Origin of the sequence: Leifsonia sp. 21MFCrub1.1, assembly GCF_900107895.1 — a bacterium.
GTDB classification, from domain to species: Bacteria; Actinomycetota; Actinomycetes; order Actinomycetales; family Microbacteriaceae; genus Leifsonia; species Leifsonia soli.
The window spans coordinates 2,432,688-2,457,369 of the sequence record NZ_LT629867.1; the positions used below are offsets into that span (position 1 = coordinate 2,432,688).

Annotated in this window: 26 protein-coding genes; 17 read left to right on the top strand and 9 right to left on the bottom strand. The window is 71.7% G+C overall.

Annotation, left to right across the window (positions count from 1 at the left end):
- Window positions 1–13: 13 nt before the first annotated feature.
- The 4 genes from BLW09_RS11570 to msrB all read right to left on the bottom strand — a co-directional run bounded on the left by BLW09_RS11570 (window position 14) and on the right by msrB (window position 2,718).
- A complete protein-coding gene (locus BLW09_RS11570) occupies window positions 14–826 on the bottom strand; it encodes an ABC transporter permease (protein WP_089912642.1) in 813 nt (270 codons plus the stop codon).
- Window positions 823–1,683 carry an ABC transporter ATP-binding protein gene (locus tag BLW09_RS11575; RefSeq protein WP_089912645.1) on the bottom strand — a complete coding sequence of 287 codons (861 nt, stop codon included), beginning with the start codon at window positions 1,681–1,683 and terminating at the stop codon, window positions 823–825. Before BLW09_RS11575 ends, BLW09_RS11570 begins: the two co-directional genes overlap by 4 nt.
- 67 nt (window positions 1,684–1,750) lie before the next feature.
- Window positions 1,751–2,260 carry a peptide-methionine (S)-S-oxide reductase MsrA gene (gene msrA / locus BLW09_RS11580; RefSeq protein WP_089912648.1) on the bottom strand — a complete coding sequence of 170 codons (510 nt, stop codon included), beginning with the start codon at window positions 2,258–2,260 and terminating at the stop codon, window positions 1,751–1,753.
- Between the two features lie 11 nt (window positions 2,261–2,271).
- The gene (gene msrB, locus BLW09_RS11585; protein ID WP_089912651.1) at window positions 2,272–2,718 is read right to left on the bottom strand and encodes a peptide-methionine (R)-S-oxide reductase MsrB; all 447 of its coding nucleotides are present in this window, start codon (window positions 2,716–2,718) and stop codon (window positions 2,272–2,274) included.
- Window positions 2,719–2,929: 211 nt separating this feature from the next.
- Between msrB and BLW09_RS11590 the strand changes: the two genes are divergently transcribed.
- Window positions 2,930–3,655 (top strand): alpha/beta fold hydrolase, encoded by a 726-nt coding sequence (locus BLW09_RS11590; RefSeq protein WP_089912653.1) that lies wholly within the window; start codon window positions 2,930–2,932, stop codon window positions 3,653–3,655.
- Window position 3,656: 1 nt separating this feature from the next.
- Here the strand turns inward: BLW09_RS11590 and BLW09_RS11595 are convergent, their stop codons facing one another.
- Window positions 3,657–4,085 (bottom strand): hypothetical protein, encoded by a 429-nt coding sequence (locus tag BLW09_RS11595; protein WP_089912656.1) that lies wholly within the window; start codon window positions 4,083–4,085, stop codon window positions 3,657–3,659.
- Entirely contained in the window at window positions 4,082–5,317 is a 1,236-nt protein-coding gene (locus BLW09_RS11600) for a mechanosensitive ion channel family protein (RefSeq protein WP_089912659.1), read from the bottom strand. The genes BLW09_RS11595 and BLW09_RS11600 overlap by 4 nt, the downstream gene beginning before the upstream one ends.
- 156 nt (window positions 5,318–5,473) lie before the next feature.
- Between BLW09_RS11600 and BLW09_RS11605 the strand changes: the two genes are divergently transcribed.
- Window positions 5,474–6,469 (top strand): SDR family oxidoreductase, encoded by a 996-nt coding sequence (locus tag BLW09_RS11605; protein WP_089912661.1) that lies wholly within the window; start codon window positions 5,474–5,476, stop codon window positions 6,467–6,469.
- Window positions 6,470–6,487: 18 nt separating this feature from the next.
- Here the strand turns inward: BLW09_RS11605 and BLW09_RS11610 are convergent, their stop codons facing one another.
- Window positions 6,488–7,045, bottom strand: coding sequence for a COG4315 family predicted lipoprotein (locus BLW09_RS11610; protein WP_089912664.1), 558 nt, complete (start codon window positions 7,043–7,045; stop codon window positions 6,488–6,490).
- A 169-nt stretch (window positions 7,046–7,214) separates the two neighbouring features.
- Between BLW09_RS11610 and BLW09_RS11615 the strand changes: the two genes are divergently transcribed.
- From BLW09_RS11615 to BLW09_RS11645, 7 genes are all read left to right on the top strand, one after another.
- Window positions 7,215–8,372, top strand: coding sequence for an ROK family transcriptional regulator (locus BLW09_RS11615; RefSeq protein WP_089912666.1), 1,158 nt, complete (start codon window positions 7,215–7,217; stop codon window positions 8,370–8,372).
- 105 nt (window positions 8,373–8,477) lie between these two features.
- Entirely contained in the window at window positions 8,478–9,809 is a 1,332-nt protein-coding gene (locus BLW09_RS11620) for an extracellular solute-binding protein (protein WP_089912669.1), read from the top strand.
- A 10-nt stretch (window positions 9,810–9,819) separates the two neighbouring features.
- Window positions 9,820–10,803 (top strand): carbohydrate ABC transporter permease, encoded by a 984-nt coding sequence (locus BLW09_RS11625; RefSeq protein WP_089912672.1) that lies wholly within the window; start codon window positions 9,820–9,822, stop codon window positions 10,801–10,803.
- Window positions 10,800–11,711, top strand: coding sequence for a carbohydrate ABC transporter permease (locus tag BLW09_RS11630; protein ID WP_089912675.1), 912 nt, complete (start codon window positions 10,800–10,802; stop codon window positions 11,709–11,711). The genes BLW09_RS11625 and BLW09_RS11630 overlap by 4 nt, the downstream gene beginning before the upstream one ends.
- Before the next feature lie 3 nt (window positions 11,712–11,714).
- Complete coding sequence (locus BLW09_RS11635) at window positions 11,715–12,986, top strand: 6-phospho-beta-glucosidase (RefSeq protein WP_089912678.1); 1,272 nt, start codon at window positions 11,715–11,717, stop codon at window positions 12,984–12,986.
- Window positions 12,983–13,990, top strand: a complete 1,008-nt coding sequence (locus BLW09_RS11640) for an N-acetylglucosamine kinase (RefSeq protein WP_089912681.1) — start codon at window positions 12,983–12,985, stop codon at window positions 13,988–13,990. The genes BLW09_RS11635 and BLW09_RS11640 overlap by 4 nt, the downstream gene beginning before the upstream one ends.
- A gap of 37 nt (window positions 13,991–14,027) precedes the next feature.
- Window positions 14,028–14,660, top strand: a complete 633-nt coding sequence (locus BLW09_RS11645; RefSeq protein WP_089912684.1) for a protein-L-isoaspartate(D-aspartate) O-methyltransferase — start codon at window positions 14,028–14,030, stop codon at window positions 14,658–14,660.
- Window positions 14,661–14,693: 33 nt separating this feature from the next.
- Here BLW09_RS11645 and BLW09_RS11650 read toward each other — a convergent pair whose 3' ends face one another.
- Window positions 14,694–15,440, bottom strand: a complete 747-nt coding sequence (locus BLW09_RS11650; protein ID WP_089912687.1) for a gamma-glutamyl-gamma-aminobutyrate hydrolase family protein — start codon at window positions 15,438–15,440, stop codon at window positions 14,694–14,696.
- Between the two features lie 146 nt (window positions 15,441–15,586).
- On the opposite strand from BLW09_RS11650, the gene BLW09_RS19275 reads away from it, so the two are divergent.
- The 7 genes from BLW09_RS19275 to BLW09_RS11685 all read left to right on the top strand — a co-directional run bounded on the left by BLW09_RS19275 (window position 15,587) and on the right by BLW09_RS11685 (window position 22,911).
- Complete coding sequence (locus BLW09_RS19275) at window positions 15,587–17,653, top strand: TPM domain-containing protein (RefSeq protein WP_089912690.1); 2,067 nt, start codon at window positions 15,587–15,589, stop codon at window positions 17,651–17,653.
- A gap of 56 nt (window positions 17,654–17,709) precedes the next feature.
- Window positions 17,710–18,459, top strand: coding sequence for a PspA/IM30 family protein (locus tag BLW09_RS11660; RefSeq protein WP_089912693.1), 750 nt, complete (start codon window positions 17,710–17,712; stop codon window positions 18,457–18,459).
- A complete protein-coding gene (locus tag BLW09_RS11665) occupies window positions 18,456–19,337 on the top strand; it encodes an arginase family protein (RefSeq protein WP_089912695.1) in 882 nt (293 codons plus the stop codon). The genes BLW09_RS11660 and BLW09_RS11665 overlap by 4 nt, the downstream gene beginning before the upstream one ends.
- A 10-nt stretch (window positions 19,338–19,347) precedes the next feature.
- Complete coding sequence (locus BLW09_RS11670) at window positions 19,348–20,133, top strand: crotonase/enoyl-CoA hydratase family protein (protein ID WP_089912697.1); 786 nt, start codon at window positions 19,348–19,350, stop codon at window positions 20,131–20,133.
- A 107-nt stretch (window positions 20,134–20,240) separates the two neighbouring features.
- Window positions 20,241–21,692 (top strand): dihydrolipoyl dehydrogenase family protein, encoded by a 1,452-nt coding sequence (locus BLW09_RS11675; RefSeq protein ID WP_089912698.1) that lies wholly within the window; start codon window positions 20,241–20,243, stop codon window positions 21,690–21,692.
- On the top strand, window positions 21,689–22,069 hold the full coding sequence (locus BLW09_RS11680; protein ID WP_089912701.1) for a Fe-S oxidoreductase: 381 nt from the start codon (window positions 21,689–21,691) through the stop codon (window positions 22,067–22,069). The genes BLW09_RS11675 and BLW09_RS11680 overlap by 4 nt, the downstream gene beginning before the upstream one ends.
- Window positions 22,066–22,911 carry an SDR family NAD(P)-dependent oxidoreductase gene (locus BLW09_RS11685; RefSeq protein WP_089912704.1) on the top strand — a complete coding sequence of 282 codons (846 nt, stop codon included), beginning with the start codon at window positions 22,066–22,068 and terminating at the stop codon, window positions 22,909–22,911. Before BLW09_RS11680 ends, BLW09_RS11685 begins: the two co-directional genes overlap by 4 nt.
- A 72-nt stretch (window positions 22,912–22,983) precedes the next feature.
- On the opposite strand, the gene BLW09_RS11690 is transcribed toward BLW09_RS11685, so the two are convergent.
- Entirely contained in the window at window positions 22,984–23,430 is a 447-nt protein-coding gene (locus BLW09_RS11690; protein WP_089912707.1) for an SIP domain-containing protein, read from the bottom strand.
- Between the two features lie 119 nt (window positions 23,431–23,549).
- On the opposite strand from BLW09_RS11690, the gene BLW09_RS11695 reads away from it, so the two are divergent.
- Complete coding sequence (locus tag BLW09_RS11695) at window positions 23,550–24,614, top strand: ATP-dependent DNA ligase (protein WP_089912710.1); 1,065 nt, start codon at window positions 23,550–23,552, stop codon at window positions 24,612–24,614.
- The last annotated feature ends 68 nt before the right edge of the window (window positions 24,615–24,682 follow it).

The window sequence follows — 24,682 nt, forward strand, 5'->3', positions numbered from 1 at the left end:
ATCCGCTCCCGGCTCACGCGTCCTTGCGGATCCAGCGGAACGTGATCCTGCTCGCCAGCAGACCGGCGACCAGCCACACCGAGAGCACGATCGCGATCCCGCCGAGCTGCCAGCTGCCGCTGGGCTCCCGGGACTCGAAGCTCTGCGGCAGGAAGACACTGCGCATCCCCTCGGCGATCCACTTGAGCGGGAAGACGCTCGCGACGTTCTGCAGCCAGGTCGGCAGCACGCCGAAGGGGATGTAGACGCCGGAGATGAACTGCACGATGAGGACGATCGGGATGATGACGGCGGTCGCGCTGCGGCCGGTGCGCGGGATGGCGGAGAGCGCGATCCCGAGCACGGCGGACGTCACGATGCTGAGCAGGTAGATCCACGTGAAGCGCAGCCAGAGGTCGGCGGAGGCCGGGAGGGCGACGCCGAAGGCGAGCCGGGCGACGACGAGCAGCAGGCCGATCTGCAGCACGCTGGTGGCGAGCACCTGGCCCATCTTCCCGATGAAGTAGGAGATCACCGGCAGCGGGGTGCCGCCGAGCCGTTTGAGGGTGCCGTCGCTCTTCTCCCCCGCGATGTCGACGGCGAGGTTCTGGACGCCGGAGAGCAGGATGCCCGCGGCGATCATGGCGGGGAGGTAGTACGCGGCCTGGGTGATCCCGCCCGTGCCGTCCGGCGCCGCGCCGACGTTCCCCATTCCCTGGAACGCCACGGAGAAGATGCCGAGCATCACGACCGGGAAGAGGAAGGTGAAGAAGATCGTGTCCGGCTGGCGGAAGTACACGATCGTCTCGTACCTGGCGCGTTCGAGACCCAGGCCGACGGCGCTCACGACTCTGCTCCCACCCGCTGGACCAGGTCGAGGTAGACGTCCTCCAGGCTCGGCCGGATGACCTCGAGGTCGGACGGCTCGCCGCCGGCCGCGGCGGTCAGCCGCGCCACGAGGGCGGCGGGCGTGTCGGTGCGCTCGGAGCGCGGGGTGCCGTCGGCCTCCCGCCAGCGCACGATCGGGACGCGGGCCTCCACTCCCCCGAGCTGGTCGATGGCGCCCATGTCGACCAGGCGGCCCTCGGCGATCACGGCTGCGCGGTCGCTGAGCTGGGCAGCCTCGTCGAGGTAGTGCGTGGTGAGCAGGATGGTGGTGCCCTCGCGCTTCAGCGAGCGGATCAGCTCCCAGAACCGGTGACGTGCCTCCGGGTCGAACCCCGTGGTGGGCTCGTCGAGGAACAGCAGCTCGGGCCGTCCGATGACCCCGAGGGCGACGTCGAGCCGCCTCCGCTGGCCGCCGGAGAGGCTGCGGAGCCGGGCCTTCGCCTTCTCGGTGAGCCCGACCGCCGCCATGACCTCGTCGACGTCGCGTGGCGACGGGTAGAAGCGCGCGAAGTGCGCGAGCTGCTCGCGGACGGTGACGTTCGTCGCCTCCGCGCCGGTCTGGAGGACGATCCCGAGCCGCGCCTTCCACGTCGTCCCGCCCGCGGCCGGGTCGACCCCGAGCACGGAGACCTCGCCGGCCGACCGGTCCCGGTATCCCTCGAGGATCTCGATGGTCGTGCTCTTGCCCGCGCCGTTCGGGCCCAGCAGGGCGAAGGTCTCTCCGCGGTGGATGTCGAAGTCGATGCCCCGGACGGCGTCGAACGACCCGTAGGACTTCCGAAGCCCTCGGACCGTCACCGCGCTGTCGCTGCTCACGGCCCCAGTATGGCGCGGACCGGCCGGTGGACGCTGGTCCCCCGGCCGGTCGCGCACCCGTATCGGATCAGCTCGCGGCGGTCTCGCGCTTCGGCAGCTTCCAGCCCGGGCGCACGAAGTGGCAGGTGTAGCCCCACGGGATGCGCTCCAGGTAGTCCTGGTGCTCCGGCTCGGCCTCCCAGAACGGACCCGCGGCGCTCACCTCGGTGACGACCTTCCCTGGCCACAGCCCCGACGCGTCCACGTCGGCGATGGTGTCCTCGGCGACGCGGCGCTGCTCGTCGTTCTCGTAGAAGATCGCGGAGCGGTAGCTGGTGCCGACGTCGTTGCCCTGACGGTTCTTGGTCGACGGGTCGTGGATCTGGAAGAAGAACTCGAGCAGGTCGCGGTAGGTCGTCCGCTCGGGGTCGTACTCGATCTCGATCGCCTCGGCGTGGGTGCCGTGGTTGCGGTAGGTGGCGTCGGGGACGTCGCCTCCGGTGTAGCCGACGCGGGTGCTGGTCACACCGGGGAGCTTGCGGATCAAGTCCTGCATGCCCCAGAAACACCCACCGGCGAGGATGGCCTTCTCAGTCATTTTCTGTGTCCTTACTTCTCGAAGAGCGTGGTGTAGTCGCCGTAGCCCGCGGCGTCGAGCTCGGAGAGCGGGACGAAGCGGAGAGCGGCGGAGTTGATGCAGTAGCGCAGGCCGCCCGCCTCGGCGGGCCCGTCGTCGAACAGGTGACCCAGGTGGCTGTCACCGTGGGCGGAGCGGACCTCGGTGCGCACCATCCCGTAGGTCCGGTCGACCTTCTCGACGATGTTCCCCGGCTCGACCGGAACGGTGAAGCTCGGCCACCCGGAGCGGCTGTCGTACTTGTTCACGGACGCGAACAGCGGCTCCCCCGACACGACGTCGACGTACAGCCCCTCCTCGTGGTTGTTCCAGAACTCGTTGCGGAAGGCGGGCTCGGTGGCGGCCTCCTGCGTCACCGCGTACTGGCGCGGTGTCAGCTGGGCGAGGGCCTCCGGGTCCTTGCGGTAGTCCTGTGTCACGTTTCCTCCTCGTGCGGCGCGCTGGCTGCGACGCCGTCAGTAGATGGAACACGCGGGCACTCGCGGTTGGTCCCGCTGATCCTGTGAGTTCGCCGAGTGCGCTCCGACGATGAGCGGCAGAGGGGTAGACGCGCGCCGCGGCCTCCCCCTAGCCTGGCGGCGTTCCGAGAGCGTCACCCATCCGTTCACAGCACAGAGCGAAGGAACATCCATGCCGAACCCCACCATCGTCCTCGTCCACGGCGCCTGGGCGGACGCCTCCAGCTGGAACCCCGTCATCTCGGACCTCCGCGCGCGGGGATTCACCGTGTACGCCCCGCCGAACCTGCTCCGCGGAGTGACAGGGGATGCCGCGTATGTCGCCGCCTTCCTCGCGCAGCACACCGAGGGGCCGGTCGTCCTCGCCGGGCACTCGTACGGCGGCGCCGTCATCAGCGGCGCCGGGCTCGGCGGCGGTGATGTGCGGGCCCTCGTCTACGTGGATGCGTTCATCCCCGACGAGGGCGAGAACGTCGTCGGCCTGCTCGGCGGCTCCGGCTCCGCCCTCGACGTCCCGGACCCGACGACGGTGCTCGACATCGTCGGCTACCCCGGGGCGCCGGAGGGCGACGCGGACGCCTACTTGAAGGCATCGACGGTCCGCGACTTCTTCGCCCAGGACCTCTCCGAGACCGACCAGGATCTGATCGCCGCCGGTCAGCGGCCGATCGCGCTCGCCGCCAACGTCATCGCGGCCGGCCCGCCCGCCTGGCAGAGCCTCCCGGTCTGGTCCGTCGTCGGCACCGAGGACCGCATCATCCCGCCAGCACTCCAGCGGCGGATGTCCGAGCGTGCGCAGGCGACGATCGTCGAGACGGCCGCAGGGCACGTGTCGATGCTGGCCGCCCCGGATGTCGTGACCGGCACGATCGTCGCGGCGGCCGAATCCCTCTCCTGAGTCACGGCCGGGCCTCGTGGCCCGGTTCGCCGTGCGTCCGCCGCTGCTCCTTCAGCTCCGCCTCGTAGAGGTGGCGCCGGCCGCCGGCGAGCCGGTCGCGCGCCTCGCGCTCCAGCTCGCGGAACAGGGCGTAGTACCCGTCGTCGAAATCCTCGACGATCTGGAACGTCCACCGCCCCTCGATGACATTGCGCCCGACCAGCTCGCGCTCGATGCGGTCGGCGAGGTCGGCGTGGCCGGCGTCGCGCAGCTTGCCGACGGCCTCGCCGAGGGTGAAGTCGGCCTTCCCGGTGAGCCGGTGGAAGCCGTAGAGCAGTCCGCGCGCGTGCTCGACCACCTCGAGAGCCTCACTCAGGCTGCCGAGCGCATCCACCGTCGCGTCGTCGACGCCGTCCGGTCGTCTGTGCTGTTCGTCCGGTCCGTCGGTCATCGGTTCTCCTCGTCGCTCGTGCTCGGCCCGTCACCGGGATCGGATCCCGGCTCGCCGTCGTCCGCCCCGTCGCGCACGATCGGGATGGCATCCGTGAACTGCTGGGCCCGCTGCTCGTTCTCCGGTGTGCCGCTGAACAGGCGTCCCTCCTCCTCGCTGCGGGCGCGGGCCGGCCGCTCACGTGGCTCGGCAGGCTCGGCGAGCTCGACGCGCTGCCGCGGAAGGGAGGCGGGCGAATATCGCTGCATCCAGTCGATGAGCCGCTCGCGCACCAGGCAGCGCAGGTCGAACAGGGTCGGTGCGTCCTTGGCCGTGACGAGCACGCGCACCCGCACCCAGCCGCCGACGGCGTCGGTGACCTGGAGCACGGCGGTGCGGTGGTCCCAGAGGTCGGTGGTGGCGAGGATGCGGTTCAGCTCGGCGCGCATCCCGCCGGTGGACACCCGCCAGTCCAGGTCGAATTCGATGGAGCCGAGCAGCTCGCTGTGCTGGCGCGTCCAGTTCTCGAACGGCTTGGTCGTGAAGTAGGTCGACGGGAGGACGAGCCGGCGGTCGTCCCAGACGTGGACCACCACGTAGGTGAGCGTGATCTCCTCGATGGTCCCCCACTGCTGCTCGACCACCACGACGTCATCGATGCGGATGGCGTCGGAGAAGGCGAGCTGGATGCCCGCGAAGAGGTTGGCGAGGCTCGACTGGGCGGCGACACCGGCGATGATGCCGATGACGCCGGCGGAGGCCAGCAGGCTCGCGCCCGCCGCCTGCAGCGCGGGGAAGGTCAGCAGCACCGCGCCCAGGCCGATGACGACGGCCGCGACGATGGTGAGCCGCCGGAGGACGAGCACCTGTGTGCGCACCCGGCGGGCGTACCGGTTGTCGGGCACATCGAGCCGATAGCGCGCCAGCCCGAGGTCGGCCACGAATACGACGAAGGCGGCGGCGAACCACACGCCCGTGGCGATCGTGAGGATCAGGAAGGTGTGGTGGATGCCGTTCCGCCAGGCCGTCGAGACCTCCGGAGGCATGCTGACCGTCACCGCGATCCACAGCACGATCACGACCAGGAACAGCCGGAACGGCACGCGGACGTGACGGATCAGCAGCTCGGGCCACTGCCGCCTCCGCCCGATCAGGCGCAGGATCAGCGCCAGAACGGCCGTGACGGCGACCGCGACGACGACGGCCAGAAGGCAGGCGACGGCGAGGCCGGGCCAGCTGTGGAGGGGGAACACGGGTGGGAGGACTCCTCTGGTCGAATTCGCGAAGGAGTGTACGCGCGGACCGGCGGACGGTCGACCCGGCCTCGCGGGCGCGGGGCCAGCGGACTAGCCTGGCCATTCGGGCGGACGTCCGCCGATCGGGGACGCAGGACGCGTAAAGGAGCGGGAATGGCAGCGACACGGACACTCTTCATCGGCGGGACGGGCGTCATCAGCTCGGCGTGCGTGGCGGAGGCGCTCGAGCAGGGCCACGAGGTCACCGTCGTGAACCGGGGGAACAGCTCGACGCGTCCCCTCCCGGACGGCGTCGAGGTGCTGCACGCCGACATCCGCGACCCGGAGAGCGTGCACAGCGCGCTGGGCGAGCGCAGCTTCGACGTCGCCGCCGAGTTCCTCGCGTTCACGCCCGATCACATCTCGACCGACTTCGACCTCTTCGAGGGCCGGGTCGGGCAGTACGTCTTCATCAGTTCCGCCTCCGCCTACCAGAAGCCGCCGTCGCGCGTGCCGGTGACCGAGTCCACCGCGCTGCGCAACCCGTTCTGGCAGTACTCGCGCGACAAGATCGCCTGTGAGGATGCGCTGATGGAGGCGTACCGCGAGCGCGGCTTCCCCGTCACGATCGTGCGGCCGTCGCACACCTACGACCGCACGATGATCCCGACGACCGGGCACTGGACGGACCTCGAGCGGATGCGGCGCGGCGCCCCCGTCGTGGTGCACGGCGACGGGACGAGCCGCTGGACGATCACGCACAACACCGACTTCGCGGTGGCCTTCGTGGGACTGCTCGGCCGCCCGGAGGCCGTCGGCGACGCGTTCCACATCACCGGAGACGAGGCTCCGACGTGGGATCAGATCTACTGCTATCTGGCGGAGGCGCTGGGGGTGGAGGCGGAGCTCGTCCACGTGGCGAGCGAGTCGATCGCCGCCGTGATCCCGGAGGCCGGCCCCGGTCTCGTCGGCGACAAGGCGCACTCGATGCACTTCGACAACAGCAAGATCAAGGCGATGGTGCCCGGGTTCAGCGCGCGGGTCCCGTTCGCGCGCGGCGCCGGGGAGATCGTGGAGTGGTACCTCGCCGATCAGGAGCGGCAGCGCGTCGACCCCGATCTGGATGCGGCGTTCGACCGTCTCGTCGAGCACGCCCGCGCGTTCGGCTGAGCGCGCGGGCGCGGTGCGTCACTTGGTGTAGCCGCCTCCGGAGCTCGGCGTCGAGGAGGACGACGTGATCTTCGCGCCGTCGGGGCCGACGACCCACCAGATGCCGCCGAACCCCTGGCCGGTGACGTCTCCGGCGGAGGAGTCGCCCGCGTAGGTGTACAGCGGGTGGCCGTCGAGGGTGACCTGCTTCTTGCCGTCGACCCCGGTGATCGTGCCGACGGTCCCGGTGACGCCCTGGACGGTCGGATGCGCGCTGCCGGTCTCGATCGCCGGCCACTGGGTGGCGCACTGCCCGGAGCAGACGCTCATGCCGGAGCCGGCGGTGTCCTTGTCGAAGACGTAGGCGGTGAGACCCTTTCCGTCGACCACGACGGTGCCGAGCGTGGTCGAGCCGGTCTTCAGGGCGACGGCGGAGATGCCGGACGAACCGGACGGGCTCGACGGCGTCGACGCGCCGGAACCGGGCGCCGAGTATCCCCCGCCTCCGGTGGTCGAGCAGGCGGCGAGCGCCAGGAGGACGGCGGCGGCTCCGGCCGCCAGCGTCGCGAAGCGCGTGGGTGAGGTGGTGTTTCTCATGAGCGGATGCTCCCTTCCACCTGGGGCACGCCGCCCGAGGGGCGGATGGTTCACCCTGCGGGGCTTTCTGAGAGGACCATCAGACAGGAATTCGGAAACAGGAGCTTTACTATAAAGAAACTTTCCTGATACATTTCCGCGAGAGCATCGTTCCAACGAAGGGATGAGGATGACCGGACCGGTTCGGGGCACCCCCGGGTGGCTGCGCGAGACCAACGACCGCACGGCGCTGTCGTTGCTGCTGCAGCACGGCGTCCTCACCCGCAGCCGCATCGGCGAGCTCTCCGGGCTCTCCAAGCCGACCGCCGCGCAGATGGTCGCACGGCTCGAGACGGCCGGGCTCATCCACGTCGTCGGCGAGGTCTCCGGTGGACGCGGCCCCAACGCCGCCAGCTATGCCGTCCGGACGGATCGGATGCTCGGCGTTGCGGTCGACATCGACGCGGAGGTCCTGCGATCGACCGTCGTCGACGCCTCCGGCGCGGAACAGCCCATCGCCGTCACCCCGCTCGCCGGCCGCTCCCCGGAAGAGGATGTGCGCACGGCCGTCGACGCAGCGTGCGCCGCGGCCGACGCCGACCCCCACCAGGTCCGCGCCGTCTGCATCGGCGTGCAGGGCGCGCTCGACCCCCGCACGGACGAGCTGACCTACATCGAGACGCTCCCCGGCTGGCCCAAGCAGGGCATCGGCCGGCGGCTGCGCGACGCGCTCGGCATCGACGTGCGCATCGACAACGACGTGAACCTGGCGGCGCTCGCCGAGCGGACGGACGGCGCAGGACACGGAACCGGCGGCTTCGCCCTGCTCTGGATGGGCGACGGCCTCGGCCTGTCGGTCGACCAGGGCGGCAGCGTCCACCGCGGCGCGTCCGGCGGCGCCGGCGAGATCGGCTACCTGCCGATCCCCCGCTCGGCCGCCGAGCTCGACCCGGACGCCGACGACCTGCAGGACCTCATCGGAGGCCCCGCGGTCGCCCGGCTCGCCGCTCGTCACGGAGTCTCGCCGACGTCCGACGGCCACGTCGACGGCGACCCCGGCGCGCGGGAGGCGTTCCTCGGCGAGCTCGCCCGGCGCGTCGCCGTCGGCGTCGTCCCCGTCCTCGCCCTGCTCGACCCGGAACTGGTCGTGCTGGGCGGCCCCACCGGCTCGGCGGGCGGCGACCGCCTCGCCGAGCTCGTCACCGCAGAACTCCGCCCCGCCTGGGGCGAGCGCAGCGTCGTCGCGACCGGCGTCGACGCCCACCCGGTGCTCCGCGGAGCCCGGGAGCACCTCATCGGCGAAGTGCGCGACGCGCTCTTCGCCGAAGTGTCGCGGATCGCACCGTAGCGCCCCGCGACCGCACCACCGCATCCACCCGCACCACCGCATCCACCCGCACCACCGCATCCCGCACCACCACACCTGCACCCACCGACAGTGAGGGAGCCACCCGTGAAACACCGCCATCTCATCGCCGCGGCAGCGGTCACCGCCGCCGCCGCGCTCGCCCTCTCCGGCTGCTCCGGCGGCGGAGGCGGCACCGACTTCGCCGCGAGCACCCCGAAGGACCTCAGCGGCACCGTGTCGTTCTGGCACTTCTTCTCCGACCGCGAGGCGAAGGTCATCCAGTCCGTCGTCGACGACTTCGAGAAGAAGTACCCGAAGATCAAGGTCGACGTCCACTCCGGGCAGGACGACGAGAAGCTGCAGAAGGCGATCGCCACCGGCAGCAAGGTCGACGTCGGACTCTCGTACTCGACCGACATCGTCGGCAACTTCTGCTCGAACGGCGCCTTCCGCAGCCTCAACAAGGTGATCGAGCGCGACGGCGTCGACATGAGCCAGTTCTCGGACACCGTGAAGTCGTACACCGAGTTCAAGGGCACCCGCTGCGCGATGCCGATGCTCGCCGACGTCTACGGCCTCTACTACAACACCGACCTGCTCAAGGCCGCCGGCTACACCGCTCCGCCGAAGACGCTGAGCGAGCTGGAGTCGATGGCCGTGAAGCTGACGACGTTCAACCCGGACGGCTCGATCAAGACCCTCGGCTTCAACCCGACCATGGGCTGGTACGAGAACTCGGCCGCCCACGTGGGCCCCGCCGCCGACGCGAAGTGGCTGAAGTCGGACGGCACCAGCGCGGTCGGCTCCAGCGCCGGCTGGAAGGAGCTGATCGACTGGCAGAAGAAGTTCGTCGACACCATCGGCTGGGACAAGCTCAACGCCTTCACCTCCGGGCTCGGCCAGGAGTTCTCCGCCGACAACGCCTTCCAGACCGGGCAGGTCGCCATGAACCTCGACGGCGAATACCGCACGGCGTTCATCGACGACCAGGCCAAGGACCTGCACTACGGCACGGCGCCGTTCCCGACCGCCGACGACCAGTCGCAGCTGTACGGCGGCGGCTACATCACCGGCAACATCATCGGCATCTCGAAGGGCTCGAAGCAGCCGGAGCTCGCCTGGGCGCTGCTGCGGTACCTGACCACCGACACGGACGCGATCGTGAAGCTCGCGAACGGCCTCAAGAACGTGCCGACGACGAAGGATGCGCTCGCCTCGCCGAAGCTGGAGGTCTCGGAGCAGTACAAGACGTTCCTCGACATCGCGTCGGACAAGAACGTCCAGACCACGCCGCCGAGCCCGCTCGGCCCCGGCTACCAGCAGTCGCTCCAGGACTGGTGGAACAAGTACCAGAGCCAGGGCGGTGACCTGGATGCGGGGCTGAAGTCGGTCGACAAGCAGATCGACGACGCCCTCGCACTGAGCACCGGGCCGTGAGCTGGACGCCATGACCGCGACCGCAGAACGCGTGGGGCGGGCCACCGCCCGCCCCACGCGCCGCTCCCCCGCCCGCCGCCGGCGCTCCCTGGTGACGCTCGCGCTGCTCGCGCCCGCCCTGCTCGGGCTGCTGATCTTCTTCGTCTACCCGCTGATCGCCTCCGTCTACTACTCGTTCACCCGGTTCGACCTCGTCTCGCCGCCGCAGTGGATCGGCCTCCGCAACTACCAGTACCTGTTCACGCAGGACCCGAACGTGTGGCTGGCGACCCTCAACACGCTGTGGTTCGTCGTGATCTGGGTTCCCGTGAAGACGGCGTTCGCGCTGATCGTCGCCGGGCTCCTCGCCCGGGCGCGGCGCGCATCCGGCTTCTGGCGGACGGTGTTCTACCTGCCCGCCCTGGTGCCGCCGGTGGCGAGCGTCGTCGCGTTCGTCTTCCTGTTCAACCCGGGCACCGGGCCCGTGAACCACATCCTCGGCTTCTTCGGCATCCAGGGGCCGCTGTGGTTCAACGACCCGGCGTGGTCGAAGCCCTCCCTGGTGCTGCTGGGCATCTGGGTGATGGGCGACGTCATGATCATCTTCCTGGCGGCCCTCCTGGATGTGCCCCGCGAGCAGTACGAGGCGGCCTCGCTGGACGGCGCGAGCGGTGCGCAGAAGGTGCGGTACGTCACGCTGCCGTCCATCGCTCCCGTGCTGCTCTTCGCGGCGGTGACGGGCGTCATCGCGGCGATCCAGTACTTCACGGAGGCGGCTGTCGCCTCCTCCGTCGCGTCGGGCAAAGCCGTCGTGGGGCAGGGCATCAGCTCCAACCTCGGCTACCCGGACGGCTCGCTCCTCACCTACACGCAGTGGCTCTACGTCCGCGGCTTCGGCACGTACCAGCTCGGCTACGCGTCCGCCCTCGCGGTGCTTCTGTTCGTGGTGGCGGCCGTCGTCCTCATCCTGCTGCTCCGCCGCTTCAAGGCGTTCACCCCGGAAGGCGCGCAATGACCTCGGCCACCCTCACCCCCGGCAGCGCGACGACGGACCGCCCGGCGCCGCCGCCCCGCCGCATCCCGACACCGCGCTCGGCCCGGGCCCGCCGCATCCTCGCCTGGATCGCCGAGCACGCCGTGCTCGTCGTGCTCGCGGTGCTGTTCATCGCGCCCGTGGTCTTCGTCTTCCTCACCTCGCTGATGTCGAGCGAGCAGACCCTGACCGCCTCGCTCTGGCCGCAGCCGTTCCACTGGGACAACTACGTGAAGGTGTTCACGACGGTGCCGCTGGCGCAGTGGTTCGCCAACTCCGCGATGTATGCGGTGCTCGCCACGGCCTTCATGCTGATCTCGAGCGTTCCCGCGGCGTATGCGCTCGCCAAGATCCGCTTCCGCGGCTCCGGCGTGCTGTTCACCGTGATCATCATCGCCATGCTGCTCCCGCCGCAGGTGACGGCGATCCCGATCTACGTGATGTGGTCGCAGCTGGGGCTGACCGGCACGCTGTGGCCGCTCATCCTGCCGAACCTGCTCGGCGACGCCTTCTCGATCTTCCTGCTCCGGCAGTTCTTCCTCACCATTCCGAGCGAGTACGCCGACGCGGCCCGCATCGACGGCAACGGGGAGTTCGGGGTGCTGTGGCGGGTGGTGCTGCCGATGGCGAAGCCGGGCATCGCGGCGACAGCGATCTTCCTGTTCTTCGCCTCCTGGAACGACTACTACGGGCCGCTGCTCTACACCTCGGAGAACCCGGCCGCCTGGCCGGTGGCCTACGGCCTCGCGTCGTTCCGCGGCGTCCACGGCACCGACTGGGGGCTGACCATGGCGATGACCATGCTCGTCACCGTCCCGGTCGTCCTCATCTTCTTCTTCGCCCAACGCGTCTTCGTGGAGGGCATCACACTCACCGGCGTGAAGGGATAACACGTGAAACTGACGGTCGTCGGAGGCGGCTCCACCTACACCCCCGAGCTCATCGACGGGTTCGCGCGGCTGCGCGACCTGCTCCCGATCGAGGAGCTCTGGCTGGTCGACCCCGATCCGGAGCGCCTGCGCCTGGTCGGCGGGATGAGCCAGCGCATGTTCCGCGCGGCCGGCCACCCGGGCCGCGTCGTGCCCACCTCGGACCTCGTGGCGGGCGTCTCGGATGCCGACGTGGTGCTCATCCAGCTCCGGGTCGGCGGCCAGGCGGCGCGTCACGGCGACGAGACCTGGCCGCACGAGTGCGGCTGCATCGGACAGGAGACGACCGGCCCCGGCGGCTTCGCCAAGGCACTCAGGACCGTTCCCGTGGTGCTGCGCGTCGCCGACGCCGTCCGCCGGCATGCGAAGCCCGGCGCCTGGATCGTCGACTTCACCAACCCCGTCGGCATCGTCACCCGCGCCCTCCTGCAGGAGGGCCACCGCGCGGTCGGCCTCTGCAACGTCGCCATCGGATTCCAGCGGCGCTTCGCCGGGATGCTCGGTGTCGCGCCCGCACAGGTGCAGCTCGGTCACGTCGGCCTCAACCACCTGACGTGGGAGCGGTCGGCCCTCGTCACCGACGACTCCGGCACCCGCGACGCCCTGCCCGAGCTGCTCGGCACGCGGCTGGAACAGCTCGCGGAGGAGGTCGAGCTGCCAGCTTCGCTCATCCGGCTGCTCGGCGATGTGCCCAGCTACTACCTGCGCTACTACTACGCGCACGATGAGGTCCTGCGCGAGCAGCTCGACTCCCCCACCCGCGCCGAGGCCGTGCAGCGCGTCGAGCGCGAGCTGCTGGAGCTGTACGGCGACCCCGCGGTCGACACCAAGCCCGAGCAGCTCTCCCAGCGCGGAGGCGCCTTCTACTCGGAGGCCGCCGTCGACCTGATCGCGTCGCTGACCGGCGACCGCGGCGATGTGCAGGTGGTGAACCTCCGCAACGACGGCGCGCTGCCGTTCCTGCCCGAAGACCACGTGATCGAGGTCTCGGCGACGGTGGATGCGGGCGGCGTCACCGCCCTGCCGATCGAGCCGCTGCCCGCCGACCACGCCGGGCTGATCGCACACGTCGCTGGGTACGAGCGGCTCGCCCTCGACGCCGCGGTCAACGGTGGACGCGACCGGGTGCTGCGCGCGATGCTCGCGCATCCCCTGGTCGGTCAGTACGATCGGGCCGAGCGGCTGACCGACCTGCTGATCTCCCATAACCGCGACCACCTGGAGTGGGCCAAGTGACCGACGACGACGCGCCCCTCGACGCGCCTCTCGTGATCGCCGTCGACGGCGGCGGATCGAAGACGGACGCGGTGGCGCTCGAGCTCGACGGAACGGTGGTGGCCGAGGCGAGAGGCACGACGTCCAGCCCGCACCTCATCGGGATGCACGGCTCGGCCGATCTCGTCTCCGCCCTCATCGGCCGCCTGCTCGAACAGACCGGGCCCCGGCCGATCGCCGCGACCAATCTCTACCTCTCCGGCCTCGACCTCCCGACCGAGATCGACGACTTCCGGGCGAGCATCGCCGGCACGCCGTGGGCGGCCGCGACGGTCGACAACGATCTGTTCGCCCTGCTGCGGGCGGGAACCGACGAGCCGGACGCCGTCGCCGTGGTCTGCGGAACGGGCATCAACTGCGTCGGCGTCCGCGCGGACGGCGCCGTGGTCCGCTACCCGTCGCTCGGCACCATCTCGGGCGACTGGGGAGGCGGCTGGCACCTCGGCGAGCGCGCCCTCTGGCATGCGGCGAGGGCGGTCGACGGGCGCGGACCGGCGACGGAACTCGCGCCGGCGGTCCCCGCGGCGTTCGGGCTGGACAGCGTCCAGGGGGTCATCGAGGCCCTGCACTTCGGCCGCCTTCCCAACCGCGACCTCGCACGGCTCGCCCCGACCGTGTTCGCCGTCGCCCGCGGGGGCGACGCGGTCGCCGCCGCACTGATCGACGAGCAGGCGGAGGAGATCGCGACGCTGGCCGTGACGACGCTGCGCCGGCTCGACCTGCTCGACCGGCCGGTGCCGGTCGTGCTCGGCGGCGGCGTGATCGGCGGCCGCGACGAACGGCTGCTCGGGACCATCGAACGGCTGCTCGCCGAGCGTGCGCCCGCGGCACGCATGGAGCTCGTCACGGCAGCGCCCATCCTCGGTGCCGCCCTCCTGGCGCTGGAGTCCGCCGGCGCGGACCGTTCGGCCCTCGCTGCCGCGCGACGCACTCTGGAGGAGCGACCGGCCGCGGTGGTTCAATAGCCTCACGGACAACGATCGCGACGTCGAGAGGGCGCGGATGGTCGAGCAGCAGCTCGTCCCGCGCGGGATCGAGGACCAGCGCGTCCTCGACGCGATGCGACGTGTGCCCCGGCACCTGTTCGTGGAGCCGTCGGCGGCGCCGTACGCCTACGAGGACCACCCGATGCCCATCGGCGACGGCCAGACCATCTCGCAGCCGTACATCGTGGCGCTGATGCTGCAGGCCGCGCGGATCGGCCCGGAGGACGTGGTGCTGGACGTCGGCACGGGGTCGGGATACGCGGCCGCCGTCGCGTCGCTGCTCGGGCATCGTGTCGTGAGCATCGAACGGCATCCCGGCCTCGCGGTGGGCGCCGCGGCGACGCTGGACGCGCTCGGCTACCGGGTGGAGGTCGTGACCGGCGACGGGACGCTGGGCTGGCCGTCCGGGGCTCCGTACGACGTCATCCTCGCCGCGGCGACCGGCCCGGACGTCCCCGATGCCTGGTGGGCGCAGCTGGCGCCGGGCGGCCGGGTGGTGATGCCGGTCGGCCGGCCGGGAGGCGCGCAGCATCTCGCGCTGTTCACGCGCACCGACGACGGGTCGGTGCGCGAGACGGACCTCGGCGGTGTCGCGTTCGTTCCGCTGCTGGGCGAGCAGGGCTGGCCGGAGCGTCCTCTCCGGGGCTGAGCACGGGCGGCGCGTCCGGAGTGCGCGGGCGGGTCAGGCAGCGACGACCTCGCGCGCCGGGGCGGCGACCCGCAGCGCTCCGAGCAGCGCGGCGAGCTGTCCGGCCGGCGCCGCGATGTCCTCCGGGTGCCACTGCACCGCGAGCAGCGGCGCGTCGGCGTGCTCGATCGCCTCGACGTGCCCGTCGTGCGACCGGGCGGTCACGAGCAGGTCGGCGCCGAGCGCATCCACGGCCTGGTGGTGGGCGCTGCGCACCTCGAGCGATCCGGCGCCGAGCAGGTCTGCTGCCCGGCTGCCCGCATCGACCCGCACGGTGTGCGTGGTGAGCACCTGCGGGATGGGGACGCCGCGGTTCACGTGGGCGCACTCCTCGCCGAGGTCCTGGACCAGCGTTCCGCCCAGTGCGACGTTCACGATCTGCAGCCCGCGGCAGATGCCGAGGAGCGGCGTCCCGCGCACCAGGGCGGCGTGCACCAGCGCGATCTGCGCCGCGTCGGCCGCCGGGAGGTGACGCGACTCGTTGGCGTAGCCGGTCCGGCCGCCGTAGAAGTCGGGGTGGATGTCCTCGCCGCCGACGATGACGACCGCGTCGGCGGTCTCCGTCTCGGCCAGGAGCGCGTCGGCCCCGCGGTCGGCCGCAAGCCGGTCGACGCTCCAGCCCTGTTCCTCCGCCGCGGCGATGACATTGCCGACGAGCAGCTGGACGTAGTCGTGATAGGCCGGATCGTGATTGCGGAAGCGCGTGGCCTCGACGACGGCGAGGGTCGGCTGTTCTGGCATGCGCTCCTCCTCTCGACCGGCTGACACCATCCCAGCAGCACTCCCGGCCGTGCGCACGGGTGGCCGTAACAGGCGGAAACAGTGACACTGTCGGAGAGCACCAATAGACTCGGCTGGGTATCAGCCGGACCCGAGAGAGTGGGTGGATGCGCTTGCGACGTCTGCTGACCGGAGCCCTGCTGGCGCTCGGGCTCGTAGTGGGGCCGGCGCTGCTCGCCGCGCCTCCGGCCTCCGCCCAGGACCCGGTCGATCTGGGTCCGAGTCACGTCGTCGACCAGGCGCAGGTGCTCAGCGGGACGCAGGAGGCCACGATCGCGGCGGCCGCCAAGAAGCTGTACGACGACCACCGCATCGACCTCTACGTCGTCTATGTCGACCGGTTCACCGACCCGACCGAGGCGGCGGACTGGGCCAACGAGACGGCGGCGCGCAACGGCCTCGGGCAGCGCGACTACCTGCTCGCCGTCTCGACCGACGGTCGCACGTACTACCTGTCCGGAGACGACAACGGCCCGGTGAGCGCCGACCAGCTCGACGCCATCGAGCGGAACGACGTCGAGCCCAAGCTCCACGCCGGCGACTGGACCGGGGCGGCGGTCGCTGCCGCCAACGGGCTCGGCGACGCGGCCGGAGGAGGCGGCGGCGCGGCGTTCTTCTGGGTGTTCGTCATCGGCGTCCTCGTCATCGGCCTCGTCGTGTTCCTGGTGGTGCGCTCGCGCGGCTCCCGGAAGAGGAAGGCGGCGGCGGGGCCCACCACTCCGCAGAGCGAGCTGCAGACCATCTCCCTCGCCGACCTCGAACGACGCGCGGGCTCCGCACTGGTGCAGACCGACGACGCGATCCGCACCAGCGAGGAGGAGCTCGGCTTCGCCACAGCGCAGTACGGTGCGGAGGCGGTGGTGCCGTTCCAGTCCGCCCTCGACACGGCGAAGGGGCAGCTGCGCGAGGCGTTCACGCTGAAGCAGCGGCTCGACGACGCGGAGCCGGACACGGACGAGCAGCGGCGCGAGTGGAACATCCGGATCGTGCAGCTCTGCGCCACCGCCAACCAGGCGCTGGATGCGCAGGCCGATGCCTTCGACGAGCTGCGGTCGATCGAGAAGCGCATCCCCGAGGCGAGTGCGGAGATCGCCGGGCAGGCCGCCACGCTGCGGCAGCGGCTGGCGGCGACGCGCGCCACGCTCGACGGGCTCGCCGAGCGCTACACCGACGCCGCTCTCGGCACCGTCCGGGACAACATCGACCAGGCGACGCAGCGCCTCGACTTCACCGACACCGCACTGGCGGGCGCGGCGCAGAAAGCGGCGTCGGGCGACGCCGGAGCCGCGGCCGTCGGCGTCCGCGCGGCGGAGGAGTCGGCGGACCAGGCGGGTCTCCTCCTCGACGCGGTGGACCGGCTCGGCGCCGACCTGACCGCTGCGCAGCAATCGCTCGACGGCACGCTCGCCGAGCTCCGCAGCGATCTGGCGGAGGCGCGGGCCCTGGCCGGCACCAGCGACCCCGGCGGCGCCATCGCGGCCGCGGTCGCCGGCACGGAGCAGACCGTGACCGATGTGCAGGCGGCCCTCTCCGCCGGGCGGGTCAACCCGCTCGAACTCGCCCAGCGGCTCGACGCCGCCAACCGCTCGATCGACGGCGTCCTCCAGGGTGTCCGCGACGCCAGGGCACAGGCGCAGCGCGCCCAGTCGGCGCTGCAGCAGACCCTGATGACCGCGAAGGCGCGCGTGTCCGCGTGCAAGGACTTCATCACCGCACGACGCGGAGCCGTCGGGGCCGAGGCCCGCACACGGCTGGCGGAGGCCGCCCGGCTCGTCGTCCAGGCCGAGCAGACGGCGGCGACGGATGCGGTGTCCGCCCTGGCCCTCGCGCAACGCGCGGCCGAACTCGCCGACCAGGCGACGCAGCTCGCCCAGCAGGACGTCGGCGGCTTCCAGCCCGACCTCGGCGGGATGGGCGGGGGCCTCGGCGACATCTTCGGCGGCGGCACCTCCGGCCGCGGCGGCGGCGGGGCGATGGGCGCTATCCTCGGCGGCATCCTCATCGACTCCGTGCTGCGCGGCGGCATGGGCGGCGGTGGATTCGGCGGCGGGAGCTGGGGCGGCGGCGGATTCGGCGGGGGCGGCAGCCGCACCAGGAGCGGCGGCGGCGGCTTCAGCGCAGGAAGCTTCGGCGGCGGGGGAACCCGCAGCCGACGTGGCGGCGGACGGTTCTGAACCGCCGGACACACCTCACAAGCGCCCAACGGGGGCGGGAGCGAAAGGAAGAGCACATGGCGAAGCAGTCCATCTTCGGACGGATCTCGCAACTGTTGCGAGCGAACATCAACGCGCTCCTCGATCAGGCGGAGGACCCGGAGAAGATGCTGGACCAGATGGTCCGCGACTTCACCAACAGCATCGCCGACGCCGAGAGCGCGATCGCCGAGACGATCGGCAACCTGCGGCTGCTCGAGGACGACCACCGCGAAGATGTGGAGGCCGCCGCCGAGTGGGGCGACAAGGCGCTCGCCGCCAGCCGGCAAGCGGACCAGTACCGCGCCTCCGGCGACGCCGCGAACGCCGACAAGTTCGACAACCTCGCCAAGGTCGCCCTGCAGCGGCAGATCTCCTCCGAGAACGAGGCGAAGGCCGCGGAGCCGCAGATCGCCGCGCAGACCGAGGTGGTCGAGAAGCTCAAGACCGGCCTCAACGCGATGAAGGAGAAGCTGGAGCAGCTGAAGAGCAAGCGCTCCGAGCTGATCGCCCGCGCGAAGAGCGCCCAGGCGCAGGCCCAGGTGATGGATGCCGTGAAGAGCGTCGACATCATGGATCCGACGAGCGAGGTCGCACGCTTCGAGGAGAAGATCCGCCGCGAGGAGGCCAAGGTCCGGGGTGCGCAGGAGCTCGCCGCCTCGAGCCTCGATGCGCAGTTCGAGCAGCTCGACGACCTCGGCGAGCTGACCGAGGTGGAGGCCAGGCTCGCCGCGCTCAAGTCCGGCGGAGGGTCGCAGGGGGCCGTGACCTCGGGCGCCCAGGGGTGAGCGGCGCGTCCTTCCTCGTCGTCCCGCAGTGGCAGGGGTCGGGGTCGTCGCGGGCCATGCGCCTGATCGACGGCGCCGACGCCATCCGCGGCGACCTCCCCGGCGCCCGCACCCACCAGGTGCCGGTGCCGGCCGCCGCGGGCGAGTCGCTGGGCAGCGGGGTGAACCGGTTCTCGTCCCTCGCGGCGGTCCGCGAGGCGACCGAGGCCGAGCTCGCCCTGCTGGAGGCGCCGGTCGTCACGATCGGCGGCGACTGCGGGGCGGAGCTCGCGCCCGTCCAGCACGCGCTCGCCGCGCATCCACCCGGGTCGGTGGCGGTGGTGTGGTTCGACGCCCACGGCGACCTCAACGACGTCGACTCGTCGCCGTCCGGCGCCTTCCACGGCATGGTGCTACGGGCGCTCCTCGGCGACGGGCCCGATGGGCTCGCATCCGCCGGGGAGTCGCGGCTCGCACCCGCCCAGCTGGTCCTCGCCGGCGTCAGAGCACTGGACGACGGGGAGTCCGCCTTCGTGGTGGAGAACGGCATCCGTGTCGTCTCCCCCGGCGAGCTGGACGACCCGGAGGCGATCGTGAACGCCGTGGCGGCCACCGGGGCGACGGCGGTGTACGTGCACATCGACCTCGATGTGCTCGACCCGTCCGCCATCGACGGGATCGGCTACCCCGAGCCGTTCGGCGTGCTCCCGGAGCGCCTCACCGAGGCGATCCGTGCGCTCCGCCGCCGGTTCGAGCTCGCCGGGGCGGGCCTCATGGAGTTCGCACCGGACAGCCCCGACGCCGCAGCGCACGACCTCCCGGTCATCCTCCGCATCCTCGGGGCACTGACCGGCCCGACCGCGTCGCAGGCCCCGGCCGGCTCGGACGGGGCGCGGTAGCTTGGGAGCCATGAGCGAGCCCAAGATCCTGACCGAGCGGCGCGGACACGTGCTGCTGATCGGCCTGAACCGGCCCGAGAAGCGCAACGCCGCCGACTTCGAGCTGCTGAGCCGGCTCGCGCTGGCGTACGGAGAGCTGGAACGCGACCCCGACCTGCGCGTCGGCCTGGTGCACGCCGTCGGCGAGCACTTCACCGCCGGGCTCGACCTCGCCGACCTCGGCCCGCGGATCGGCCGAGACGGCCTCTCCTTCGTGGACGAGGACGGCATCGACCCCTGGCAGGTCTCGGGCACACCGCTCAGCAAGCCCGTCGTCATCGCCGTGCAGGGCACGTGCCTCACGCTCGGCATCGAGCTCATCCTCGCCTCCGACATCGCGGTCGCTGCCCGCGGGACCCGGTTCGGGCAGATCGAGGTCACCCGCGGCATCCTGCCGTTCGGCGGCGCCACGCTTCGCTTCCCCCGCGCGGTGGGCTGGGGCAACGCGATGCGGTACATCCTCACCGGCGACCTGTTCGACGCCGCCGAGGCGCACCGCATCGGCCTGGTGCAGGAGGTCGTCGAGGACGGCGAGCAGTTCGACCGGGCCCTCGAGCTCGCGGAGCGGATCGCCGCGCAGGCGCCCCTGGCGGTCCAGGCCGCGCTCGCCAACGCGAAGCGCGCCGTGCGCGACGGCGACGCCGCGGCGGAGGCCGAGCTGCAGCCGGCCCTCGTGCGGCTGGTCGGCAGCGAGGACGCCCGGATCGGCATGGAGGCGTTCCTGACCCGCACGGAGGCGCGGTTCGTCGGGCGGTAGCCATCCGATCCAGAGCGCGCGACGAACTCCACGGACGACGACCACGCATCACACGACTCACATCCGACACACGATCGAAGGCGGCCGGCAGGCGGCAGGGAGAAGACATGAGCGAGATCAAGGACTACGACGTCATCGTGCTGGGAGCGGGCGCCGTCGGCGAGAACGTCGCCGACCGAGCGGTCCAGGGCGGTCTGCGGACGGTGATCGTCGAGTCCGAGCTCGTCGGCGGCGAGTGCTCCTACTGGGCGTGCATGCCCTCCAAGACACTCCTGCGGAGCGGAGCGCTGCTGCGCGCCGCCCAGAAGGTCGGAGGGACGCGGGAAGCGGTCACCGGTCCGCTCGACGTCGCGGCCGTGCTCAAGCGGCGCGACGATATGACCAGCAACTGGAACGACAGCGGCCAGGTCGAGTGGCTGACCGGCGCCGGGATCGACCTGGAGCGCGGCTGGGGCGTCATCACCGCCCCGCGCGAGGTCACCGTCACGGCGGAGGACGGAACGGTCACCGTGCTGCGCGCGAAGCACGCGGTCGCGGTCTCCACCGGGTCCGCCGCCCTGATGCCCGACATCCCGGGGCTGCGAGAGAGCGAGCCGTGGTCGAGCCGTGAGGCCACGAGCGCTCAGCGCGTCCCGGTATCCCTGGCCATCCTGGGCGGAGGCGTCGTCGCCACCGAGATGGCCACCGCCTACGCCGGCTTCGGCACCCAGGTGCACCTCATCGCGCGCAGCGGACTGCTGACCGGCGACGAGCCGTTCGCCGGCGAGATGGTCGTCGAGTCGCTGAAGAAGCTCGGCGTCACCCTGCACCTCGACTCCGGCGCGGAGCAGGTGGAGCGCACGGAGGACGAGGGCTTCCGCATCCGCCTCGACGACGGCAGTGTGCTCGAGACCGACGAGTTCCTCGTCGCCACCGGCCGCCTCCCCCGGACGTTCGGCATCGGGCTCGATGCGTTCGGGCTCGAGGACGGCGCCTGGCTCGACGTCGACGACAGCATGCGCGTGCTCGGAGCCGACGGCCGGCCGGTCGACGGCGGCTGGCTCTACGGCGTCGGCGACGTGAACCACCGCGCGCTGCTCACCCACCAGGGCAAGTACCAGGCGCGTGCGGCGGGCGACGCCATCGCCGCCCGCGCGCACGGACACGACGTCTCGCTGGAGCCGTGGGGCGCCTTCGTCGCGACGGCCGACCACCAGGCGGTCCCCCAGGTCACCTTCACCGACCCGGAGGTCGCGTCGGTCGGGCTCACCGCCGCACGCGCGGAGAAGGCCGGCTACCGCATCCGTGTCGTCGACTACGACATCGGCAGCGTGGCCGGGGCGCACGTCGTGGCCGACGGCTACGAGGGCAAGGCCCGCATGGTCGTCGACGAGGACCGCGGGGTCGTGCTCGGCGTGACCTTCGTCGGTCAGGATGTCGGCGAGCTGCTGCACTCGGCGACCGTCGCCGTCGTCGGGGAGGTGCCGCTCGACCGCCTCTGGCACGCCGTCCCCTCGTACCCGACGGTCAGCGAGGTCTGGCTGCGGCTGCTGGAGACCTACGGAAGACCAGAGAAGTGAGCGGCTTCGACCGCGGGCCGCTCGGGCGCATCCTGCTCGATTCGCCCCTGAGCCGCGCCGGATACCTGTACGCGACCGCGGTCGGCCTGACCTGGGGCTTCCTCTGGAGCACCGGGCGCATCGAGCGCCGCGCCGGGCTGACCGTGTTCCGTGGCATGCCGAAGGCGACCTTCGGGCGCGGCGGCTCGTGCGTCGGCGGCGTCTACCTGACCGACCAGAACGTCACCGACGACGTGCTCGAGCACGAGGCGGTCCACAAACGGCAATGGCAGCGGTACGGGATGCTGTTCCCGCTGCTCTACTTCCTCGCGGGGCGCGATCCGCTCCGCAACCGATTCGAGATCGAGGCGGGCCTCGAGAAGGGCGGGTACCGATGACGCGCACCATCGTGATCACGGGGGCGAGCTCCGGCATCGGCGCCGTCGCCGCCGAACAGCTGAAGGCCGGCGGGGACGAGGTCGCCGTGGTCGGCCGCAACCCGGAGCGCACGCGCGCGGTCGCCGAGCGGATCGGTGCGACGCCGTTCCTCGCCGACTTCGAGCGCCTGGACGACGTCCGGTCGCTCGCGGCCGCCTTGCTCGACCGGTACGAGACGATCGACGTGCTCGCCAACAACGCCGGCGGGCTCTACCACGACCGCGAGCTGACGGTGGACGGGCACGAGCGCACCATCCAGGCCAACCACCTGGCGCCCTTCCTGCTGACCGCGCTGCTGCGCCCCCGGCTCGTCGAGACCGCGGCGACCGGACGGGATGTGCGGGTCGTCTCCACGGCGAGCCTCGCGAACCGCTTCGGGAATCTCCGCGTGGACGACCTGGACTGGGAACGCCGCTCCTGGCAGGGCGGCTGGCGCGCGTACGGCACGGCGAAGCTGGCGACCATCCTGTTCGCCGCCGAGCTGGCCGAGCGCCTGACCGGGACGGGCGTGACCGCCTACTCGTTCCATCCGGGAACCATCGCGACCAACTTCGGCAATTCGTCGCCGCTCATCCGCTTCGGCCACCTGGTGACGCGGAGCAGCTTCGGCATCCCCGTCGCCGCGGGGGCCGCTCCCCTGCTCTTCCTGGCCGGCCCCGCGCGCGTCGGCGCGCCGAGCGGGACGTACTTCGACCGCCTGACGGCGAACGGCCGCGTCAATCCGCAGGCGCGGAACGCGCAGCTCGGGCGCGACCTGTGGGCCGCGAGCGAGGCGCTGGTGGAGCTGGACGTCCCGGCCTGAGCGCCGAGTTGACGCAACACGCCGTGCCAGGCGGGCGCATTGCGGCGTGTCGCGTCAACCAGCTGACCGATGTCAGCGGAAGGAGGGCGACGCCACCGCGTCTGCGGACATGCCGACCGCGTGGACGAGGTGGTCGCGCACCTCGGTGGCGAGCGCGAAACCGCCGGTGACGATCGCGCGGGTCTCACCCGGACCGTCGCACAGCATCTCGTCGCACCAGGCGCGCACGGCGCGCGCGCCGGCCTCGCCGCGGGCGCACAGCTCACCGGTGCCGGGGCGTCCGCTCCGGCGCGAGCGGACCAGCCAGGTGACGGTCATGCGCATCGGCGTCGCGAGCGGGGCGATCTGCGACTCGTCTCCGACCTCGACGAACACCCGGCCCCGCGCGCACAGCGGAAGGAGCGCGAGCTCTGCCTCCAGCTCGGTGAGCGAGGACTCGTCGCCGACGACCAGGAACTGCACGCGGTCGTCGTGGTGCGCGGTCGTGGCGGTGTGGGTGGCGTGATCGGGACGGTACATCTCGCGATCGAGTATAGGTGAGCCTAACCTCAGAACCAACGACTCCGACGGCATCCTCAGCATGTGCACGGGGCACCGCATCCCTTCCCGAGGTCGGTCGTTCGCGGCATGATCGGAGCATGCGCCCCTCCGCCTCCTCCCCGATCGCCCCGATGCTCGCGAAGGCGGTTCCCGCCGTCCCCGAGCCCGACAGCGTGGCGGGCGGTCTCAGCTACGAGCCGAAGTGGGACGGGTTCCGGGCCATCGTCTACGCCGAGGGCGACGGCGCCGTGGAGTCGGTGGAGATCGGCAGCCGCGGCTCGAAGATGCTGACGCGCTACTTCCCCGAGCTCGTGGAGGCGTTCCGCCGTCTCCTGCCGGGCCCGTGCGTGCTCGACGGCGAGATCGTGGTGCCCACCGGGCCGACCGGGGCGCAGCGGCTGGACTGGGAGGCGCTGTCGCAGCGCATCCACCCGGCCGCGAGCCGCGTGACCCTGCTGTCGGAGCAGACACCGGCGACGTTCGTCGCGTTCGACCTGCTCGCGATCGGCGACGAGTCGTACGTCGACCGGCCGTTCGCCGACCGCCGCGCGGCGCTCGAGGAGTTCGCGGGCGACCTGCCCGCGCCGCTCCAGCTGACCCGCACCACGACGGACGTCGACCTCGCCCGCCGCTGGCTCGTCGAGTTCGAGGGCGCCGGGCTGGACGGGGTGGTGGCGAAGCCGCTCGCCGGTCCGTACGCGCCGAACAAGCGGACGATGCTCAAGATCAAGCACCACCGCACCGCCGACGTCGTCGCGCTCGGGTACCGCATCCACACCAGCGGGCGGGGCGTCGGCTCCCTGCTCGTCGGGCTCTACGGCGACGACGGCCGGCTGCGCAACGTGGGCGGCGTCTCGGCGTTCACGGACGCGAAGCGGCTCTCCCTCATCGACGAGCTGGAGCCGCTGGTGGAGCGCGACGAGAGCGGCGCGGCCGTCACCGGCGAGACCGACCGGAGCCGCTTCTCGGGAAGCAAGGACGTGTCGTTCGTCCGGCTGCGGCCCGAGCGCGTGCTCGAGGTGCGGTACGACCAGATGGAGGGGATGCGCTTCCGGCACACCGCGCAGTTCGAGCGCTGGCGTCTCGACCGCGAGGCGCGATCGTGCACCTTCGAGCAGCTCGATCGGCCGATCGCGTACGACCTGGGCGACGTCCTGACCTGAGGCCGCCGACCGCGTGCGTCGGAGGAAAGCGCTCACTTCTCCGACGGGAGCGGAGGCGGAACGGGACC

Excerpts from the sequence above, each read along its gene's own strand:
- BLW09_RS11605 (WP_089912661.1), top strand. The coding sequence starts at position 5,474 with ATGGCAGCGACACGGACACTCTTCATCGGCGGGACGGGCGTCATCAGC.
- BLW09_RS11660 (WP_089912693.1), top strand. The coding sequence starts at position 17,710 with ATGGCGAAGCAGTCCATCTTCGGACGGATCTCGCAACTGTTGCGAGCG.
- BLW09_RS19275 (WP_089912690.1), top strand. The coding sequence starts at position 15,587 with ATGCGCTTGCGACGTCTGCTGACCGGAGCCCTGCTGGCGCTCGGGCTC.
- BLW09_RS11675 (WP_089912698.1), top strand. The coding sequence starts at position 20,241 with ATGAGCGAGATCAAGGACTACGACGTCATCGTGCTGGGAGCGGGCGCC.
- BLW09_RS11670 (WP_089912697.1), top strand. The coding sequence starts at position 19,348 with ATGAGCGAGCCCAAGATCCTGACCGAGCGGCGCGGACACGTGCTGCTG.
- BLW09_RS11630 (WP_089912675.1), top strand. The coding sequence starts at position 10,800 with ATGACCTCGGCCACCCTCACCCCCGGCAGCGCGACGACGGACCGCCCG.
- BLW09_RS11610 (WP_089912664.1), bottom strand. The coding sequence starts at position 7,045 with ATGAGAAACACCACCTCACCCACGCGCTTCGCGACGCTGGCGGCCGGA.
- BLW09_RS11590 (WP_089912653.1), top strand. The coding sequence starts at position 2,930 with ATGCCGAACCCCACCATCGTCCTCGTCCACGGCGCCTGGGCGGACGCC.
- BLW09_RS11695 (WP_089912710.1), top strand. The coding sequence starts at position 23,550 with ATGCGCCCCTCCGCCTCCTCCCCGATCGCCCCGATGCTCGCGAAGGCG.
- BLW09_RS11685 (WP_089912704.1), top strand. The coding sequence starts at position 22,066 with ATGACGCGCACCATCGTGATCACGGGGGCGAGCTCCGGCATCGGCGCC.
- BLW09_RS11645 (WP_089912684.1), top strand. The coding sequence starts at position 14,028 with ATGGTCGAGCAGCAGCTCGTCCCGCGCGGGATCGAGGACCAGCGCGTC.
- BLW09_RS11615 (WP_089912666.1), top strand. The coding sequence starts at position 7,215 with ATGACCGGACCGGTTCGGGGCACCCCCGGGTGGCTGCGCGAGACCAAC.
- BLW09_RS11595 (WP_089912656.1), bottom strand. The coding sequence starts at position 4,085 with ATGACCGACGGACCGGACGAACAGCACAGACGACCGGACGGCGTCGAC.
- BLW09_RS11690 (WP_089912707.1), bottom strand. The coding sequence starts at position 23,430 with ATGTACCGTCCCGATCACGCCACCCACACCGCCACGACCGCGCACCAC.
- BLW09_RS11650 (WP_089912687.1), bottom strand. The coding sequence starts at position 15,440 with ATGCCAGAACAGCCGACCCTCGCCGTCGTCGAGGCCACGCGCTTCCGC.
- msrA (WP_089912648.1), bottom strand. The coding sequence starts at position 2,260 with ATGACTGAGAAGGCCATCCTCGCCGGTGGGTGTTTCTGGGGCATGCAG.
- BLW09_RS11625 (WP_089912672.1), top strand. The coding sequence starts at position 9,820 with ATGACCGCGACCGCAGAACGCGTGGGGCGGGCCACCGCCCGCCCCACG.